This is a genomic window from Cupriavidus sp. GW821-FHT02F09, assembly GCF_059421605.1.
The window spans coordinates 53,595-72,818 of record NZ_JBWKVH010000022.1; the positions used below are offsets into that span (position 1 = coordinate 53,595).

Sequence of the window (19,224 nt, forward strand, 5' to 3'; positions counted from 1 at the left end):
CGCACGGCTGAAACCTGATCATCCTTCGGTAGGTGTGAGAGCGCGGCCGGGCCGCATCGCCGGTGCGCGGCAATGACGGCCAGGCGGCGCTTCGCGCCGTCATCGTCTGGCGTTTTTCCGCCTCTTCAGGCGCCTGGCGCGCTGTAGGCAATCGCGCGGCGCGCATTGAGTGCATGGACCTCCCCCATCGGGATGGGATCTGCCTGCGCAAGGCCTACACCCTGCGCGCCTTCGCGGCCTCCACCTTGCTGGCCGTTATCGGGCAAGAGTTTCACGCGCAGCTGGCTGCCGGGCGCAAGATGGAACCAGTCGTGTTCCGCGCGAAAGGCGATATCGTCGATGTGCACCCAGCGCGCAAAGCGCCGGGTCGACACCGTGAGCCACCAATCGCCGTCCTCGCGCGCCACGCCGACCGTCAGCTCCGGCGGCTCGAGCGCGGCCGCGCTGCGCTCGGGCAGGTAGCAGGCCTGGCTCAGCAGGGCGCCGTCGCAGGGATCGAGCAACGCGGCGCGCACCACATCGTGCAGGCGCGGCCCGAAACGATAGGCGTATGTGAAATCAAAAAAGGCACCCGCCAGCGCGGCGCCGCTGATGCGCCGCGTGGAGCGCGGGGCCAGGCACACATCGTGCGCGACATCGAGCAACGCGGTCTCGCCGTCGCGCCAGCATTGCAGTTGCAGGCGCACATTGCGCGGCGTGGCGCGCTCATTGATCAGGTGCAGGTGAATGCCATTGAGGCCTTCGTCAGTGATCAGCACCTGCAGCGGCTGCCACACCTGGCGCAAGGCATGCCAGGCCGACTTGGGCCGGGCCAGCGCATCGACAATGCCCCAGCCCGCGCCGGGCAGCAGGTCCTGCAACTGCCACACCAGGCCGCCCGAGCAGGTAGAGCCCGCTCGCCGCCATTCGCTGAAAACGTCGGTCATCAACTCCGCCACCACGGCGCGGGACAACATCAGGTAGCGCGCTGTGTCCTCGTAGCGCAGGCGCGGCGGGTCCACCTTGAACAATTCGCGCAAATAGAAGTCGCGCACATCTTCGAAGTCCCAACCGCTGCCGGCATCGCGCGGCACACGGGCCTTCCAGCGTGGATCATGCACGGGCGGCACCGCGAGCGCGTCCGACACGGTACGCGCGCAAGGCACGTTGGAAAACGCCAGGCACTCCGAGGTAAACCGCACATTGGCGCGGCGCGCGTCGTCAAGCGAGCGCTGGTAGGCGCCCACGCCGTAGTAGTGCGTCACGCCGCTGTCGGCCTGGAAGGGCCACGCACCGCCGCACGGCGAGTTGCGCACATACACCGCGTCGGGATGCCAGGCTGCAATGCACGCTGGAATGATCTCGTCGAACAAGGGCTGGCGCCAGGTGGCCGCGGGCGTGCCCATCATCGCGGCCTGCTGCTCGACTTCGCTGCCGCCGCACAGCACCGCCACGCTGGGATGATGGCGATGCGCCGCCAGCCACTCGCTGACCTCGCGCGTGGCCTGCGCCATCAGCGGGCGCACGGCCTCGGCGCTGGCCGAGTAATCGAAGTTCGCGAACATGAAATCCTGCCAGACCAGCAGGCCAAGCGCGTCGCACGCGTCGAAGAAGGCCTCCCCCTGGTAGCAGGTAACACCGCTCACGCGCACCATGTTCATGCCCGCGCCGTGCGCCAGCGCGAGCCACTTGCGCACTTCGTCGGACGCATCGGCGTGGCCGGCAAGGTCGTGGCTGGTCCAGCAGGCCCCGCGGCAAAAGATGCGCTCGCCGTTGATGCGCAGCGCAAACCCCTGGGCATCCTCTTCGTGGTCCGCCAGGCCGTCGGTGCTGCCATGGATGGTTCGGTCGAGCTCGATGCGGCGAAAGCCGACCTGCCCACACGCGATGCGCTCTTCGCCCAGCCGCAGATGCACCGCATAGCGCTCGGGCGCGCCATGCGTGTGCGGCCACCACAAGCGCGGCTCGGGCACGGCCAGCTCGCCCTCGTAGGCGATGCCGCCGGTGCCGGTGGCGTCCACTGCCTTCATGGGTGCCTCGCGGCCATCGACGCACAGCATGATCGTCATCGCTGGCGGCAGCGGTGCCACGTCGCGCAGGCGCAGCCGGATGACGCCACCCTGCGCCGCATCGGCGGCCAGGCTTGCCTGCAGGTCCAGGCGCGCCGTCAGCAGCGGGCTCGCGTCGGTGGCAAGCGCCAGCAGGTCGATGCCGCGCCAGGGCCCGATCGTATGCACGCTTGGGCACCAGCCGGGCATGTGGCCCAGCAGCGTGGTGCGGACCAGGCGCAATGTGGGCGGCGTGATCATGCGCGGCTTCCAGCGCACCGGGCCGCGCTGCGTGCGCAGCCAGCGGTGCAGCGAGCGAAAGCACAGGCAGAGCACATGCTCGCCATCGAGATGGAGCTCGGCCTCGAACGCCGTAAACATGTTCTGCGCGTCGAGCACGCGCACCTCATCGAGCCAGACCTCGGCCACGGTAGCCAGGCCGTGCAGGCGCAGCCGGTACGCGCCCGTGCCGGACACCGTCACGCGGTACCAGTAGTCGTGATCGTGCAGCGGCCGCGGTGCCGCCGCCTGCCATTGCCCCGCAGCCTGGAGCGCCTGCGCCACCGTCCCGGGCACCTGGGCCGCCATCCACGGGCCGCGCCCGGCCAGCGCCGCGGGCGATGCCACGGCGCCGGCGGGCGTCTCGAGCAAGGCCCAGTCGCCGGCGAGCGGGTGCCGGTGCACGGGTCGCCCAGGGACGGGTGTCAAGCCAGGCGGCGCATGCATGGCAGGCGCCCCTCAGTACTCGGCTTCGCCCACGTAGCCCGCCAGCGCCGGCACCGCCAGCTCGTAGGAGGCCTCGAGCTGGTCCAGGCAATCCTGGCAGCGATCCACGCGGCGGCTGATGATGGAGCGCACCAGGCGGAACTGCATCACCATGGCCTCGGACGCGAGCTTCTGGCACGCGCCCGCAATGCTCTCAGGCATCGGCTGGCCATGCTGCGCCAGCCAGCGCAGGTACTGCCCGAGCAGCTCGAAGTTGGCGCCGAGCTGGCGCAGCACGCTAAAGGCGTAGGGATGGAAGGTTTGCTCGCCACCGGCCATCAGTGCTTCCTGATGCGCGGGAAACGCCGTGCGGAATGCCGTGATGGGATTCTGACGCGGACGGCGCGCCAGGTGCTTGCGCAGGAGCGCCAGCGACGCGCGCACCAGCATCGCCCCTTCCAGCGCGGGGAACCGGCGGCGCGCCACCTCGGCGTAGGGGAACAGCAGGTTCACGTCGTCCGCCAGCGCGGGCAGACGACGGAACAGCCCGGCGTAGTCCTCGCCGGTGGCCACGTGATAGCCCTCGTTATGGTAGTAACCCACGGACTGCGCCTCGGGCATCATCACATCGATGCCGATGGTGGTCTTGGTATGCTCGCGCCGGTACGACGTAGCCCGGTTGTCCGGCAGGTAAAAGCCATCCACCTCGAGCAGTACCACGTGGCCGCGGCAGGTCTGCCCGGCGACGCGGTCTTCCATCGACTCATATAGCGACAGCTCCTGCACCACCACGCCGTAGAGACGTTCGAGATCGTCCGGCGGGTATTTGAAGAAGGTGAACTGATCGCCCTCGAAATCCTGCGACACGGTGAACCCGAGCGCCGCAACCGGGTCCAGCTCCCAGCCGTGCAGCAGTTCGATCCACAAGTCCACATAGCAGTTGGTCTGCGGCCAGACGGGATTGCCATTGTGCAAGGCGTGCGACACGTGCATGCCGCGCTCCAGGGTTCGCGGGTCAACGAGCATTACAGCCCTCCCAGGGTGGCGCGTACGTCCTTGGGCCACAGCGACAGGTCGAAGCCGTGGTGGCGCAGCAGCGCCAGCGTCAGGCGCTCGATGCCAAATCCCACGCAGCCGGTGTGCGCCGGCTCGCCGTCGGCGGTGCGCAGCGCCCACACCTGGCCGAAGTGGTCCATGTGGTAATTGAAGCTCATGCACGCCGTGGGCGGGGCGCCCTCGTTGATCGGGATGAGCAACTCGAACTTGAGCTTCAGTTCGCGCTGGCTGTCCGCCACGATCTTGCCGCCGCGCCCGAAGAACGGGTCATTGGCCACGTCCACCTCGTGCGGAAGCTCGAGCATGGTGGCCAGCTGCTGGCCGCGCTCCATCCACAACTGGCGAAAGGCGATGATCTGCCCGGCATCGCCCAGGCGCACATACTCACGCTGGCGGAACATCTGCATGCGCGCCGGATCGATCGAAGGCTCGTGGCGGAAGCAATACGACATCACATCCACCACCAGCCCCTGCGGCGGCATCGGGCCGCGCCGCGCCACCGCCGGATAGATCGGGTAGCACGCGGCCGGCGTTAGCACCACGCGGGTCGGCCGCTGCTCGTCAGCCCATTCCTCGCCCGCCTCCATCCGCGCAAGCAGGCGATGATGGTCGCGATCGCTGCCGCAAAAGCTGTGCACGGTGCCGGCTAGCTGTGGAAAGCTCTTCAGGTAGTCGCTAGCCTCGAAATCCTCGCGCGACATGGCGGGCGGAAAGCGCATCACTTCCGCGCGCTGGTCGGCGCCGAGCGCGGTGACGGCCACGTTCAGGCCGTCCGCGATGGCCTCGAACACCGCGCTGCGGCCATAAACGCCGTCGACCCCGCTCGGGATCAGCAGGCCCGCCTCGATCAATGCCTGCTGGTAGCGCCGCTGGCCTGCCTGCGGATCGCCGTACGAAGGCGTAGCGGCCGAAGCGGCGGCTGCGTCCGCGGGCGCGGAATTGGCGCGATCTTCCACGCTGACGTTGGCATCCATGTCGTGCTCCTTAGCTGGAACGCTCGGCCAGCAGCAAGCTAGCGGTATTGGTCAGGATCCGGTCATTGTTGATCATCAGCGGCGCGGACCAGAGATCGCGTAGGTGACGCCCGAGGCTGTAAGGCGTGCCTTGCTTGTAGCCGGCCATGCCGCAGATCATCATCGCCTGCTGCACCACCTCGATCGCCATCGTGCTCACACTGGTCTTCAGGCCGTTCATCTCCGCGGCGAGCGAGAACAGTGCCGACACCGAGAGGCCCGTGTGACGCTGGCGCTGGTGCTCCAATGCGAGCTCAAGCCGCCCCTCCATCATCTGCACCATCGCCACCGCGTCGGCCACCCGCGTGGCCGAAGGCGGCAGCGAGCCCGGGCGCGCACGCGCCTGCCCCTGGAAGAAGGCCTTGGCGCGCTGCACGGCATCACCGGCGATGCCGGTCCACAAGGCGGCCCACAGGATGTGCGAAACCGGCGTCATGGTGCCGTCCGCGATCTCGCCGAACGCCACCGGAAGGATCTGCTCGCAGGCGCCGCGCGCTTCCAGGCGAAAGCCGTTGCTGCAGGTGCCACGCATGCCAAGGGTGTCCCACGCGCTGAGGCTCTGCAGCGTGAAATCGTCTTTGAGCAGGCACACCATGACCTGGTCCGAGGGCGAGGCATCGGCATGGCGGCGCGCGGTGGCCAGGATGGCGTCGGACTGCGCGCCGTAGGAAATCGTGGGCGCCATCTTGAGCAGATGGAATCGGTCGTTCTCGACATTGACGGCACAGCCGCTGTTGCGCAGGGCACCGCCGATCGCTTCCTCGGAGGTGGCCGAGGCAAGCAGCAATTGCTCTGAGGCAATGCGTTGAAGCAACTGCTCATGCCAGGGGTTGCCCGTTCCGTGCTCGACGATGCAGGCCACCTGGATCTGGTGCATGGCGTAGACCATGCCCACCGAGGAGCAGGCCGCGCCCAGCACGCGGCAGATGGCCGCGACCGTGTCGAGCGACGCGCCTGCGCCGCCGTGCGCCGCGGGCACCATGGCGCTAAGCAGCCGGTGCTGCCGGATTGCAGCAAACGCGTCGTGCGGGAACGCCGCATCGCGGTCAACCTGATCGGCGTGCTTGGCCGCTTCGAGCGCCGCAAGCTGCGCCGCCGCCATCAGCTCGGTGGCGGTGGTGTGCTCAGTCATCGGGCGTGCCAGGTCCACGCTGGTTAAGGGGGGGCTCATGCTGCCTCCTGTTGCTGTCTTAGCTGTTCGGCCGCCGCTGCCAGCGAGTTGACGCTGCGAAAGAGCTGCCGGGTCAGCATGGCATCCGGGATCTCGATATTGAATGCGTTTTCGATTGCCAGCATCACATGAACGGTGGCAAGCGATGACAATCCGGCTTCGTAAAGATCGGCCTGGTCATCGAGCGCGTCTACCGACACGTCGAGCCGCGCCACCTCGGCAAGAATCTGTCGAATGGTTGCCTTCATCTCTGGTTCTCCTCGGTGAGGATGCTCGGGTTTCATCATTGGGCCGCAGCTACTGGCCGGCTTCGGTGCGCTGGCCCACCAACTTTGCATGTCGGCTGGCGGCCCGGGTGTCCTGGAGGGTGAAGAACTCAGAACACCTCGCGTCCCGTCCAGCCATGCAGCGCCGTGCGCAAGATAATGTGCAGGTCCAGGCGGAAGGACCAGTTGCGGATGTAGAAGATGTCAAACTCGATGCGCTGGCGCATCTTCTCTACCGTGTCGGTCTGGCCGCGAAAGCCGTTGATCTGCGCCCAGCCGGTGATGCCGGGCTTGACCCGGTGGCGCAGCATGTAGCGATCGATGACTTCCTTGTAGATCTCGTTGTGCTCGATGGCGTGCGGGCGCGGGCCCACCACCGACATCTCGCCACGCAGCACGTTGACGAACTGCGGCAGCTCATCCAGGCTGGTGCGGCGCAGGAAGGCACCGATGCGCGTGACGCGTGCATCGCCGCGCACGGCCTGGGTCACGCTGCCCGCGTCCTGGTGCTGCACCATGGTGCGGAACTTGTAGACGTGGAATGGCCGGCCATCCATGCCCAGGCGAGCCTGGCGGAACAGGACAGAGCCGGGAGACGAGTGCTTGACCAGCACCGCGATCAGCAGCAGCAGCGGCGACAGCCCGACCAGCGCCGCCAGCGCGAAAACGCGGTCGAAGCTGCCCTTGAGCAATCCTGTGATGCCCGACTGCGGTGGGCTGTTCAGGTCGATGACCGGCAGGCCGAGGAAGTCGCTGAAGCGATGGCCGAGCAGTTCGACCGCCATGATGTCGGGCACCCAGCGGATGTCGATCAGGTCGTTGCGGAAGTGGGAGACCACGTCATAGAGATCGCGGCACGCAGCCATCGGCAGCGTCAGCCAGATTTCGCGCACGCCATTGTTGCGCACGAACGTGCAAACCTGCTGCAGCGAATCCAGCCGCGTTACGCCCGCGGGCACCGGCTGCTCCGTGCCTTCGTCGTAGATGCCGGCGACGTCGTATCCCGCGCCGCGATTGTTCCGTACGCGCTGGTACATCTCGTGGCCAAGCGAGCCGTAGCCCAGGATCACCACACGCTTGGCATTGATGCCGTGCTCGCGCACGCTGCCCAGCATGCCGTAGAGCACCACCCGGGAGGCCAGCAGCATGACGGCCACGCTCAGGACCCAGCTCATCGACCAAAGCCGGGACAGCGCGGCCGACTGGTGCATCAGGTACGCCGTGACCAAGCCCAGCATGCACACCGCGCCCCAGGCCGCGAGCGTGCGCACCGCCAACGCGGCGCGGCTGCGGCCGCGCCAGGAGTTGTACAGGCCACAGGCGGGGAACACCAGCAAGGTGCTGACCGAGCACAACACGGTGATGAAGCCATGGACCGGAGCGGCGCCACGCAGGCCCTGGGGAAACAGCAGTTCGCCAACCACCGCGCCGCAGGCGGCAACGATGGCCGCATCGGCGAAGCGATACAGGATTTGGAGGGCGGCCTGCCTCTCGGCAACGAATGCGCGAACCGTCGACATGATCTGCCTCCATCCGGCGAGCCGGACTTGTTATGCAGATCATGGTTACGCCGCGGCAGCGCTACCGTCTGTTTGCTTGCGCACAGACGGGCTCTGGACGCGTGCTGGCGGGCCGGGCCTCCCGCCTCAGCGCGGCGTGGCGGGGGACAGGCAAGCCAGCACAGCGGATCCCTCGCGCTGGCCAGCCCATTCGCGCCATTGCCCGCGCTGGAACGGCTTGTCACGCCCGGCCAGCCGGGCGGCAAGGATTTCGAGCCAGTGATGCGTGGGCGCGGCGACACCAACCGCCGGCACGCCCAGCATCAGGACGACCACCAGCACGCCTGCCAGGGCCGGTGCCGAGCGGGCCGGCCGCCGGCCCCAGAAGATGAAGCTCAGGCTGACGGCAAATCCGAGCGCAAGCCCGCTCAGCACTTCCGAGCCTGAATGCGCCTGCAGCTTCAGCCGCGAGACGCCCACCAGCAACGCCAGCAACAGGCCGATCCCGCCGGCGCCAACGGCAAGACGAGGATGCCGCGCCGACACGATCAGGTAGAACAGCACCGGCAATACCGACGCCGACATCATGCTATGCCCGGAAAACCCCGTGAAGTTGAGCGCCGCGCAGCCAATGCCCCAGCCCATGAAGGCCAGCTTGGAGGCCAGCACCACTGCTGCGGTCACACCGAAGCTCAGCACCCAGCGGCGCGCGCTGGCAACGGCGCCGGCATGGAACAGCCATGCGGCGATCAACACGGCGCAGGGCAGCAGCAGGGAGGTTTCGCCGAAGCGGGAGATGAGGTGCCAGGGAATCATGATGGCTGTTGGAGGGTCGAGCACGCGAGCAAAGTAACACAGTTGCACAATGGCTTCTCCGCAGGCTTGCCTGCAGGCTTGCCCGCTGCGCGGGCTTTCGGGCTGGCCTCAACCCAACCAGAAGCATGAGGCGGCCACGGTGCCACCCGCGGGCCATGCGGCAATGCGAAGCACGCACTGGGCTGGCGGGTTTCCCTGGGAACTGGGGGGCCTGCCCTTCAGCCATGTGGCAGATGCATCTTCTGGTCGATACAGCTACCGCGGGTGTTTGGCTATCGTCGGAGAGTGGCCCGCCGAGCGGAATCGAGCTGGCCACTTTAGAGTCCGCATGGTCCCCCGGTCGGCGGACTCTTTTTTTTGTGCGGCGCCTTTGGATTTCGGCAATTTTGCGGGCAGCCATCGCAGGCAGGAAAAGAAACAGGCCACGGTTTGCCGCCTCTGCCAGCCGGCTCGACCGTGGCCATCAAGATCCGGCGCAGCATGTGCTGCGACCGAAACACGCGTGCGCGCATCCCTGCCGGCATGCGCACCGGAAAATCTCCGGTCCCCCGAACACGCGCTCGTCGTCGCCCCCTCTTGCCTTACTCTCGTTGTCTTGCCGCGGATGAGCAGCCGGTGGCATCCCGCACTGCTGCCGGGATGCCCTGGCTTAGCGGCCGCGGCCTAGCCGGCCGCCGGCTCATGCACGCGCTCCAGCGCCGGTTCGCTCGCCACCACCACGCAGTACTCGTGGCGAGCGAGTAGTCCGGCCCGCACGGATGCCACCTGCCTGCGTGCTTCCTGCTCACCGGCAAAGGTAGCTGCCGCGATCGCAGCAGCCTCGCAGGCGTAGCGCCTGCCATGCAACTCTCCGCGGTACAGCAGCGGCTCGTCGCGCCCGGTAGTCAGCCTGATTTCGTAGCAGCACGCCCACTTGCCCCGGCCCTCCGGCACGGCAAAGCCGCGCACGACCAGGATATCCAGCCCGTTTTCCATATGACCCCCTGTGCAGCGCGCGGCGGCCGGCTTGACATTGAGCGTCCCGGCTTCGTTATCCGCGCACTATCAGCATAGGTAGCCGCATTGGCGCGCGCATCATCCCCTTGCCGTAGACCCACCTGAACCGATGGGGGAGGGCGGTGGCATGGCAAAGGCCCTGCGCGGAAAACACTGGCCCCCGGCACGCACCAGCGCCACCGCGGCCCGCGTTTGCTCGGGCGAGGCTGGCACCGGCAGGCAGCCGCCAGCGCCGAGGCCAGCGGCGTAGCGCGCGAACTCGGGGTCGGGGGTCTCGCTCATGACCAGCCAGCGCCGGGGCGCCAGACGGGAGTGCAGTGCATCGAGCAGACGGAACGGATCGGTATCGGTGCCGCTGCAGTCAAGCAGCGCGAACTCGATGGGACCCGGAGGTAATTCGGCTGGGGTCGCCTCCAGCAGCCATTCGGGGGTCTGCGATAGCACGGGGGCGAGCGCGGCAAGCTCGCGGAGGTGCCGCAGCACACCTCGTCGCAGCATCATGTTGTGGGCAAGCAGGAGCGTTGTCATCGGCTGTGGGCGACAGCGGGTTGCGTTGGTTGCGTTGGTTGCGCGGGGTGCGCTAAGCCAGCGAGTGCCAGGACCGGCTTCCCGCGAGAGCCACTTGTTTGTTGATCAGGGTAGCAAGTAGAGCACTACGCCGCCTCGTGCATTCGGATGAGGCGGCGTGTTGCAGAGGCTGGAGTCACTGGTGCTTTGGGCCGCCGGGCGCCACTGCGCGCGCTCGGAGGGACTAACGATCAGGCCGCCTGGCAGACACCGGCCAGCTCGACCGGCGACAGCCCCGCGCCGCGAATCGGCACGGCAGCGGTTGCCGGGCCCGGCCAACTCAGCTTCGCGCCACGCTGCAGCGCTACGTAGACCGCCTCGCCCTTGTTGCGCACGTGCAGGCGCTGGTAAAGGGTGCATGCATGCGTCTTGGCGGTAGCCACCGAGATGTTCAGCAAGCGGCTGACGGTCTTGATCGGATAGCCGCGCGCCAGCAGCGCCAGCACCTCGTACTGGCGCTCGGTGATATTAAGCAGGTGCGATCCGGCCGAAGGCGTTTCCGGCTCTGGGGCATCGGCGCCCGGCAGGTGCTGTGCCGGGTGGGCGGCTGCCTCACGTTCGCCATCGACCTGGGTCGGTCCGGCGTGCATATGCAGCGTGGCCAGCGACGGCCTGGCCGGGACCGAGGGCCACGGCACAGGGCTCGCATCGGCGTGCGCCGCCTGGGCCCGGGCGGGAAAGCACTCGCCGTCGGCAAGGACAAGGCGGATCGCCGCATCCAGCATGTCGGCGCTGCAGGCCTTGGACAACAGGCCGCGCACGCTGTCGGGCATGGGGGTACCGTTCTGCGGCGACAAAATCTGCTCGGACAGCACCAGGACCCGCTTCGGCATCAGTGTCTGGCAAGACTGATCCAGTTCTTGCCAGCTCAACACCGGGTCCGCCGACAATCCGTAGATCATCAGGTCGGCATGGCAGAGCCACTCGGCTGGATATGGCAGGGCACCGGGATCGATATCGACGAGGTCGCCGTGGAGGCCGGCCTGGGTCAACAGATGGCGCAGACCCAGGCGCAGGAGGGGATGAGGCTCGATCAAGAGGATTGTGGCCATGGCCGCTCTCTTTTTTTGTTACGGCATGGCGAGCCCCGCGACAACCCGCACATGCTAACGGAAATGCCCCACTATGCTGCGGTTGCATTTCCATACGATCCGTTTCGCCTCCAGGCCGTGGCTGCGTACCCGTCAAGGTCCCGCTGCCCGACTGACCATCCCGTGGAGTCGCTATCGAATCGCCCCGTTTGCGCTTTTTTTACGCTGTAGATGTTTCTTAACTCAGAGTTAAAGAAATCTAACTCTGGGTCTCAGGATATGCACTGGCGGGGGTGAATGCAAGTCAGGGTTACACCCGGCGAAGCGTGTAGTGCATGACCAACGGCGTTGGACTGCGCAGCCGGATCGGCCCGCCACAGGCGGCTGACCGGCGAAAGCAGGGGGCTTTGCCGGTATAATTATCGGCATTGAATTCCACTATGCATTTACACCCGGATGCATTTAGCGATTGATTAAGTGCCTTATGAATCAAGATCTTAGCGACCAAATCGAACGTTGTCATGCAACCCGGTAAAGCCCCTAGCCTGAGTCTTACCCGCAGCGAATTTGCCGCTGTGCGGGCCTACGTGCAAGGCATGCCGGCCGCCATGGTAGCCGGGCGCTACCTCGTTGACGACAACGACGACGATGACGCCGGTGGCGAATCCGCCTTGCGGCTGTTGCTCGGGCTGCGCGACCGCATGGTGCAGTTGGCGCACCTGCATAGCCGGCAGGATCTGGCTGAACTGCTGGAAGGTGGCCCCGGGCGCTCCAACCGGGGCATGGACCGCCGGGTCGAAGCGCTGGCCGAGCTGGAACGGCTTGGTACTGCCCAGCCCCGCGCTGATCATGGCATCGAGCTCTGGTTTTCCCCCGCCCTTGCAAGGCGCTTGCGGGCACAGAAGATATCTAATCTGCATATTCTGGTGGATCTTGCCAACCGCCATGGCAATGCGTGGTGGCGTTCGGTGCCCCGCATCGGCGCCCTTGCCGGAGCGGCAATCAACCGGTGGCTGGCCGATCATCGTGATGTCGTCCGGGATGAGCGGGGCGAACCTTTGCTGCGGGACCACGTTTTCGCGCGGGGCCGCCTGGCCGAAACCACGCTTGGCCCGCGCTTGCGCCAATTGGTGCCATTTGAGCTGATGCGCGAAGAAGAATCGGGTACGGCGACAGCGATTTCGCCTGATAGTGATCTAAGAGTCTCTTATAAAAGCGATCTCGTCGCCGTTCGGGCTTGGCTCGCAGCGAATCAGGCGCAGCAAAGTACCTGGCTGGCCTACCGCAAGGAGGCCGAACGACTTTTGCTCTGGACGGCGATGGAGCGATGCAAGCCGCTGGCCATGCTGGATCGGCAGGATCGCCAGGACTATTTGGCGTTCCTTCGCCATCCTGCTCCCGTGCGATTGTGGGTCGGGCCGCGTGCGCCAAGGGAGTCGGCGGCATGGCGCCCGTTCACCGGTCCGCTGTCGGAGAGCAGCGTGCTCCATGCTTCGCGCATCCTGGGCGCGCTGTTTGAATGGCTGCAAGACCAGGGACATGTGGCGGAGCACGTCTGGCAGCCCGAGAGCCAATCGAAGAGGATGGCGCTGCGCATGGCTGTGCCCGTGGCCGCCGGGACCACCCTCGAGCCCGAATCGCTGGCCAGATTCCTTGCCTGGCTAGCGGCCCAGGGCCGGGATCCCGAAGGCATTCGCTATCGCGCCGCCGAAGCAGCAGTTCGCTTGTTGCAGGAGCAGCCCATCGGATTTGCTAGCCTGGCGACGTTCACGCGCGACAAGCTTGGCGAGCACGAAGAAGTTGGTACGCATGAAGAAGTTGGTACGGCCCCTGCCGGGGATGGGCCCCGCGAGGGGGAGGGTCTTAGCCAAGCTGCTCGCAGCTCACTGGAGCGTCACTGGCACGACCGCGGGCTGGATTGGAGCAGACAGGCTGGCCAGCCGATCGTGCTCGTCGGCCCTCCCCGGCTTCCGCCCACCGGCCGTGCCAGGCGCAAGGCGGAGAGGTCGCCGGGTGCAGGCTACTCAGTCAGGGGATTGCATGCCTTGCTGAGCCAGGTGATCGAACGGTATCGACAGGCCGAGGATGCCGAGTTTGCGGCCCGCTCGCCGCGCGACCTTGCGGGGCGAAGAACCCGGGTGAAACGTATTGAGGCGGGCGGGGCGGGAGTCATGGCCCCTGAGGCTTCCGGGGCCAGCACCGTGGATCATGTTCATGTCGTTCCGGCCCTGGAGTGACCGGGTGGGGTGGGTGATCGCTGCCCTCCCCTCTCGACTATGGCTATGCAAGCTGTCAGCTAGCGGTCTTTTCCAGGCCGAAGCGCGCCTTGAGGGTCTCGACCAGCGCTTCGCGTGCGCCTCGGTCGCTCACTTGCACGTCCAGCACCACGCGCCCGGAATCCCACTCCTTGATCGTGCCCATCAACTGCCCGGTGTCGCTGCGGATCTTGTACTGGCGGCTGATCTCCTTGATCTTGCGTGCCTTGCCTTCTTGCGCGTGCTTGCGAATCGCCTCGACCTCACGGCTGGACAAGCCCTCTGCCATGATGCGCGTGGCCAGGTCCCGTGTGCGGTCCTCTCCAACGATCTTGCAATAGAGCGTCAGCTCATAGCCGGTTGCAATCCCGATTGCGCTGGGACGCTCACGCATGACGCCCAGGACCGATTCGGGCAGCCTCAGCAGCGCCAGTGTCTTGTTAACCGTGCCAGCTGACATGCCTGTCAGTTCGCAGATGTCTTCCTCTTTCTGGACCTTGCCTTCGTCCAGCAGTTGCCGCCAGGCAATCGCGTTGTCCAGCGCCGACTGGTCGGACCGTTGCTCATTGAGCAGGAACGACAGCCGGTAGAAATCCAGGTCATTCAGGTTGCTCTCGATGAAGCATTCCATCTCGAGCTTGCCCGCGGAGGCCAACGCCCGCTTGCGGTAGTGGCCATCGATCAGGATGTAGTGCCCCGGCCGGGCCGGATCTGGCGTAGCCAGGCCCGGTGTTTTCTGGCCGTGGGTGGCAATCGAAGCCGCGCGTTCCTGCACCACTACAGGGTCGTAGATGCGGCGGGCATTGAACGGATTGTCGTGGAGCTGCGCCAGCGGCACCTTCAACAGGATTCGGCCGCCTTCCTCCTCGGACTCACTTTCAGCGCTGAAAATGGGGCTCGGCTCTCGGGCGCGCACCTGGAGCAATCCGTTGGGGTGCTGTGAAATTGCCGCTTCGGCGCGGGCAAAGCGATCGATCGCGTCCCCTCGTGTTTTTTCTGCCGCCATTCCCGCCAACATGCCTGCCTTGAGGCTTTTCAATTTTGTTGCCATACCTAGTGCTCAATCAAAGACAATACTTCGTCGACCATCATGTCGACTTCCTGCACGGACTCGCGCGCACCGGCCACGCCGTGCACGGTGCATCCAATCGCCTGGCATTCGCGAAACGGCGAGCGCGAACCGATCATCGATTGCATCAGGGGGATCTCCAGATCGTCCCCCAGAATCTCAATCGCCTGGCGCGCAATGGAAACGCGCCGCTGCACCATGTTTGCCATGACGCGGATACGCAGCGTTTCGTTCTGGACCTGAGCGTGTTGGGCCAGGGTCTTCGCGGCCACCGCCGCCCAAAGGTCGGGGGGTGATGGGACGACCGGGATGATTGCCAGATCGGAAATCAGCAGGGCGCTCGATGGTGCAGCCGAATGTACTGCTGGAGGGCAATCGACCACGATGTAATCGTAGTCCTGGATGAATTTCCTGACTTCGCGGTGCATTGCGCCACCGGACGGCGCCAGGCCGATCACGGACGCAGGAAAAGGCCGCTCGTCGCTTGCTTGCGCGGCCCAGCGCGTTGCCGTGCCCTGCTCGTCCATATCGACAAGCATCGACCGCGCGCCGCGCAATCCGAGCGTACCTGCGAGATGCATGCTGACCGTGGTCTTTCCGCACCCGCCCTTTTGGTTGAAGACCGTGATGATTTTAGCTGGCACTACGACCTCTCTTTCAGCGCTGAAAGCGCGATTATCGCTAGCCGCAACTTTAGTCAAAGTGACGTGCTGGCTCAACTGTTTTTTGAATTTATATTTTAAATATAATATTAGAGAGAATATTTCGCGTTATGGAAACGAAAGATTTCCACTTGAAATGCGACACGGAATACGCCTAAAGTAGCGATAGTGCGTCTTTCGGCGCACATGACACAACTAGACAAACTGGTTATGATGCCCGCAACAGTCGAGTCAAGTCGTGTCACCTCGTCGGCGTCCGTTCGGTAACTACGAGAACTTAGCGTGCTTGAACGGTTGTTAGCGTTGTTTGCGTTGTGTACAAGAACTTGCTTCGAAAGGAAATTCACATGACAACCGGTACGGTCAAATGGTTCAATGAGACCAAAGGCTTTGGCTTCATTACCCCGGACGACGGCGGTGCGGATCTGTTCGCGCACTTCTCCGAAATCCAGGGTTCGGGCTTCAAGACGCTCAAGGATGGTCAGCGCGTCACGTTTGAAGTAAAGCAGGGCCCGAAGGGCTTGCAGGCTTCCGCCATCAAGCCGGCCTGATCTCACGAATCACGCCGAAATCGCAGACTACGTCGGGCTCTAGGGCCTGACGTGGTAGGTAAAGCAAAAGGCAAGCGTTTCACGCTTGCCTTTTGTGTCTTTTGCGATGCGACAACGTCTGCTCTGCATCCAGGCCCCTTCGCGCCATTTCCAGGAGGCCCAACGAAAAACCCGCCAGCTCATTCAGCAGGCGGGTTCGGCAATGCATGCGCCCAGGCTCAGGCGAGCTTGCGAACGCTCGTACGGGAAGGTTGCAGGATCAGGGCCTTGGACGAATCCGCATCCACCTTGGCGCCAGGATAGACAACCAGCACATCCTTGAGCGCTTTGCGGAACAGCGCACGGAATTTCCGCTCACTTTCGGTTTCGGTGCCGAACTGCATCTGCAAGGCCTCCCACGGAATCTCGGTACGCCGCTGGATCGTGAAGAAACGGTAGGTCAGCCAAGAGTATACGTCCAGCGCGAACGGCGACTGCTTGAGTGCCTTCAGCGCGCGCATGTCGACCGGAACCGGGCGGTTAACCAGCTCATTGAAAAATGGCTCGGACAGCACCACAAAGCTCTCGAACATCGAGCCCTGCCCCGGCTGCATGGGATCCCACCAGGTCGACAGCTGGTCTGCCAGCAGATAGCCGACGCGATCGATCGAAAGCGGCTCATGGCTCTGGTTCTGATTCTGGCTCGGCGTGGACTTGTTCTGAACGATGGCAATGGTGGCGGAGAACAGGCGGATCATCTGCTGCCGCACCAGCGTCATGGTGCCGCGCTTGCCACCTGTGGCCATTGGAATGCCCAGGTTGTACATGAACTCGGACAGCGAATTGCCCAATGAAATGCGGCGGTCCTCGACCGTCCCGGTAAACTCGCCGCGCTTTTTCTTTGCCATGATCTCCTTGCCGATCCAGGCAAGCATCAGGCGCGGATAGGAGCCATAGGGATAGCCGAGCGAAACCGTTTCGGACACCAGTTTCTGGCGACCGTTGCTGGCCTTTTCTGAACGCTGCTGGGTGAAATACCCGGGCTGGATCATCAACGAAATATTTCCGCTGGTCCGCGTCCATACGGGTGGTGCACCCTTTGGCGCCCGGTAAGGCAAGGTGACCTGCACACTGGCCCGGCTCAAAAAGCCGACTTCGCCACTTTGCCAGGCATCCTCCCGCTCCATGGCCTGGGCTTCGTCGAACAGGCGCTGGAATTTCTCGGACGGAACCAGACTGTTCTCGTCGCCGGGAACGATGATGCGGGAGGGCTCACTGTCCATATCGGCTGGACCGCGGGACCCAAGGATGGTCTGGTTGCGTTTGATGGGCATATTGGCGTGCTTCGGAATACACGACTTTTTACGCGAAGCAATCCGCCTTGTCACGCAGAAACGGGTTCGGTAGACGAATTTCCTGCAATGCCGCGTGTTTTGGGTGTGCTGGGTCTCATGGCTGATTGCATGGTGGGCTACGGTGGGCAATCCCGAAGGGTTGTCCACGGGAGGCCAGCCATCAGCTACCGGTAAACGTTAAGAGTATGGGTTAACTACTTGTAAACCGTATACGGGAGACCCAGGCCCTTGATTCGTATGAGGAAAATCACCCTCTGCGAACCCGATTCTGCGTGAAACCGTACTCGATTCTGCGAAGTGCTGTACCAGATTCTGCGGTATACCGAACCCGTTTCAGCGCAAAGCCCGAACCGGTTTCTGCGTGGATAACTCCCTGTTCCCACAGGCTTTTCCACAGCTGGGGACACCAAAAGCGTACCCGTTTCTGCGCGCGCCGAGCGCCTTTCATCACGTATACCGCGTAAACCGGCATTCCGGAGTAGTTATCCCCGCAGAAATTGGTACGCCCCCAGGTTTACCAAAGCCCTTCCTGCTGCCTTGCGTACCCAATTCTGCGTGGCGAAGGCCCCTTCCGTTCCATTTGCGTACCCAATTCTGCGCTGCGGCATTTGAAAACCGGCTTTCGGGGGGGTCGCCGACCCGCAGCGTACCCGTTTCTGCGGCGTACCCAATTCTGCGAACCCGCATTCAGATCCGCGCGGAGCCAAAAACGTACCCGTTTCTGCGTGCTCGTTGCGACCTCGTTTTCCGCCTCGCGTACCCGTTTCTGCGGCCCTGGAACTAGTTATCTGGTGCAGAAAATTCTCTTCTTTCTATTATACACAAGACTTATATCGAAAGCGAGTGCTTGCACTCAAAAAGAGCAAATAAATAAAAGGACTTTTGCAGACGTACCCGTTTCTGCGTAAGCGTCTGATCGGGCTGGCGCCGGCGCGAGAATCTGCGGCGAGCACCGGTCAGGTGTGCGTACCCGTTTCTGCGGCCGTGGCAGGGCCGAAAATGGCGCTATGCGTACCCATTTCTGCGGGAAAAGGGCAAAGTCCTTGCGGGGCGAGGACTTTAGGAGGGGAGGAGACGTGGAATGCGGTCGAGGGGCCGCGTGAAGGGGCCGGCTGAATACCGGAAAACGCGATTCCGGCCATCGCGCGTACCCGTTTCTGCGCGATTTCAGGTGTTTGAGCTACTGGGGCGATGAGAAGAAAAAAAACTTGGCGTACCCGTTTCTGCGTTGTGATATTGCGTCACTCAGCCCCTTGCGAGAGGCCCGCGGAGGTGCTCACAGCGCCCGAATGCCGACGCGCGGTGGAATTTCACGCCATGCGTACCCGTTTCTGCGTGCCTGGCTGCTGCCTGACGTCAGGAGAGGCGACTACGGGTTAAAGAAATCACGGTTCCCGGAGGGTGCGTACCCATTTCTGCGCGGGGATTCGGAGGCTTTCTGGAATCGAAATGGTCACAGAGAGCGGGGCGTACCCGTTTCTGCGTGCTTTTTGGGGGGGGAGACGACGTTGCCAGGTGGGATCAGCGGCGCCGTCCCTGCGGCGATTCCGCTGCGATGCAGGATCCGCGCGAGGCCAGGAGGATTGCCGGACAAAAAAACCCCGCCTCGAGAGGCGGGGTTTTCCTGACTGGGCGCACCCCTAGTGGGGTGCCAGTCTACTGCTTACAGCGGCGTGATGTTCGCAGCTTGCAGGCCCTTCGGGCCGTTCTTGACTTCGAACGACACGCGTTGGTTTTCCTGCAGCGACTTGAAACCGTCGGAGCGGATTTCAGAGAAGTGCGCGAAGAGATCGTCACCGCCAGCGTCCGGCTTGATGAAACCGAAGCCCTTGGCGTCGTTGAACCATTTAACGATACCGGTTTGCATGGTATTGCTTTTCCTGGGAAAAATTTAAAAGAAACGGATAGCTCACGCATATCCGAGCAAAGCAACTCAAGGAAAGGACACCATGGACAACGGAAGTACCATGACGGTGGCTAACGAATGTGCTGTTGCCTCGTCGCTTGAATCTAGCGGGGTTTATACGGCGGATTAGCGTCAGCGTCAAGGTAGGGTCATTCTGGATGTCTGCCTGGATCCACTGCGAGCCATCGTCGGGTCATCACGTTTTTCAGATGATTCCTATTCGCCGCTAGTGCTGCATCGAGGCGGAAATTGCCCGACAGTACGCTCGGCAGGGCCTGTGTGCACGGCACGCAACCCCAG

Annotated in this window: 16 protein-coding genes; 2 read left to right on the forward strand and 14 right to left on the reverse strand. The window is 64.1% G+C overall.

The window, feature by feature from the left end; genetic code table 11:
* Window positions 1-125: 125 nt before the first annotated feature.
* The 10 genes from AC07XB_RS22980 to AC07XB_RS23025 form a co-directional block, all read right to left on the reverse strand.
* Window positions 126-2,735 (reverse strand): glycoside hydrolase family 2 protein, encoded by a 2,610-nt coding sequence (locus AC07XB_RS22980; RefSeq protein ID WP_492371895.1) that lies wholly within the window; start codon window positions 2,733-2,735, stop codon window positions 126-128.
* A gap of 30 nt (window positions 2,736-2,765) precedes the next feature.
* On the reverse strand, window positions 2,766-3,758 hold the full coding sequence (locus tag AC07XB_RS22985; protein WP_492371896.1) for a DUF1839 family protein: 993 nt from the start codon (window positions 3,756-3,758) through the stop codon (window positions 2,766-2,768).
* The gene (locus AC07XB_RS22990) at window positions 3,758-4,762 is read right to left on the reverse strand and encodes an amino acid--[acyl-carrier-protein] ligase (protein ID WP_492371897.1); all 1,005 of its coding nucleotides are present in this window, start codon (window positions 4,760-4,762) and stop codon (window positions 3,758-3,760) included. Before AC07XB_RS22990 ends, AC07XB_RS22985 begins: the two co-directional genes overlap by 1 nt.
* A gap of 10 nt (window positions 4,763-4,772) precedes the next feature.
* Complete coding sequence (locus tag AC07XB_RS22995) at window positions 4,773-5,972, reverse strand: acyl-CoA dehydrogenase family protein (protein ID WP_492371898.1); 1,200 nt, start codon at window positions 5,970-5,972, stop codon at window positions 4,773-4,775.
* Entirely contained in the window at window positions 5,969-6,220 is a 252-nt protein-coding gene (locus AC07XB_RS23000) for an acyl carrier protein (protein WP_017225097.1), read from the reverse strand. The genes AC07XB_RS22995 and AC07XB_RS23000 overlap by 4 nt, the downstream gene beginning before the upstream one ends.
* 128 nt (window positions 6,221-6,348) lie before the next feature.
* Window positions 6,349-7,758 (reverse strand): undecaprenyl-phosphate glucose phosphotransferase, encoded by a 1,410-nt coding sequence (locus AC07XB_RS23005; protein WP_492371899.1) that lies wholly within the window; start codon window positions 7,756-7,758, stop codon window positions 6,349-6,351.
* Window positions 7,759-7,884: 126 nt separating this feature from the next.
* Complete coding sequence (locus tag AC07XB_RS23010; RefSeq protein ID WP_492371900.1) at window positions 7,885-8,553, reverse strand: phosphatase PAP2 family protein; 669 nt, start codon at window positions 8,551-8,553, stop codon at window positions 7,885-7,887.
* A gap of 663 nt (window positions 8,554-9,216) precedes the next feature.
* Window positions 9,217-9,528 (reverse strand): hypothetical protein, encoded by a 312-nt coding sequence (locus tag AC07XB_RS23015; protein ID WP_492371901.1) that lies wholly within the window; start codon window positions 9,526-9,528, stop codon window positions 9,217-9,219.
* Between the two features lie 99 nt (window positions 9,529-9,627).
* The gene (locus AC07XB_RS23020; protein ID WP_492371902.1) at window positions 9,628-10,077 is read right to left on the reverse strand and encodes a DNA-binding response regulator; all 450 of its coding nucleotides are present in this window, start codon (window positions 10,075-10,077) and stop codon (window positions 9,628-9,630) included.
* Between the two features lie 230 nt (window positions 10,078-10,307).
* Window positions 10,308-11,168: a response regulator transcription factor gene (locus AC07XB_RS23025; protein ID WP_492371903.1), complete on the reverse strand. Its 861-nt coding sequence runs from the start codon at window positions 11,166-11,168 to the stop codon at window positions 10,308-10,310.
* 500 nt (window positions 11,169-11,668) lie between these two features.
* Between AC07XB_RS23025 and AC07XB_RS23030 the strand changes: the two genes are divergently transcribed.
* Complete coding sequence (locus AC07XB_RS23030) at window positions 11,669-13,384, forward strand: phage integrase family protein (protein ID WP_492371904.1); 1,716 nt, start codon at window positions 11,669-11,671, stop codon at window positions 13,382-13,384.
* A gap of 55 nt (window positions 13,385-13,439) precedes the next feature.
* Here AC07XB_RS23030 and AC07XB_RS23035 read toward each other — a convergent pair whose 3' ends face one another.
* The gene (locus AC07XB_RS23035; protein WP_492371905.1) at window positions 13,440-14,453 is read right to left on the reverse strand and encodes a ParB/RepB/Spo0J family partition protein; all 1,014 of its coding nucleotides are present in this window, start codon (window positions 14,451-14,453) and stop codon (window positions 13,440-13,442) included.
* Window positions 14,454-14,455: 2 nt separating this feature from the next.
* On the reverse strand, window positions 14,456-15,115 hold the full coding sequence (locus tag AC07XB_RS23040) for an AAA family ATPase (protein WP_006159055.1): 660 nt from the start codon (window positions 15,113-15,115) through the stop codon (window positions 14,456-14,458).
* A 365-nt stretch (window positions 15,116-15,480) separates the two neighbouring features.
* Here AC07XB_RS23040 and AC07XB_RS23045 point away from each other — a divergent pair, with 365 nt between their 5' ends.
* Complete coding sequence (locus tag AC07XB_RS23045) at window positions 15,481-15,684, forward strand: cold-shock protein (protein WP_043352637.1); 204 nt, start codon at window positions 15,481-15,483, stop codon at window positions 15,682-15,684.
* Window positions 15,685-15,902: 218 nt separating this feature from the next.
* Here AC07XB_RS23045 and AC07XB_RS23050 read toward each other — a convergent pair whose 3' ends face one another.
* On the reverse strand, window positions 15,903-16,997 hold the full coding sequence (locus AC07XB_RS23050) for a replication protein RepA (protein WP_174425750.1): 1,095 nt from the start codon (window positions 16,995-16,997) through the stop codon (window positions 15,903-15,905).
* Window positions 16,998-18,681: 1,684 nt separating this feature from the next.
* Window positions 18,682-18,885, reverse strand: coding sequence for a cold-shock protein (locus AC07XB_RS23055; protein ID WP_006159057.1), 204 nt, complete (start codon window positions 18,883-18,885; stop codon window positions 18,682-18,684).
* Between the last annotated feature and the right edge of the window lie 339 nt (window positions 18,886-19,224).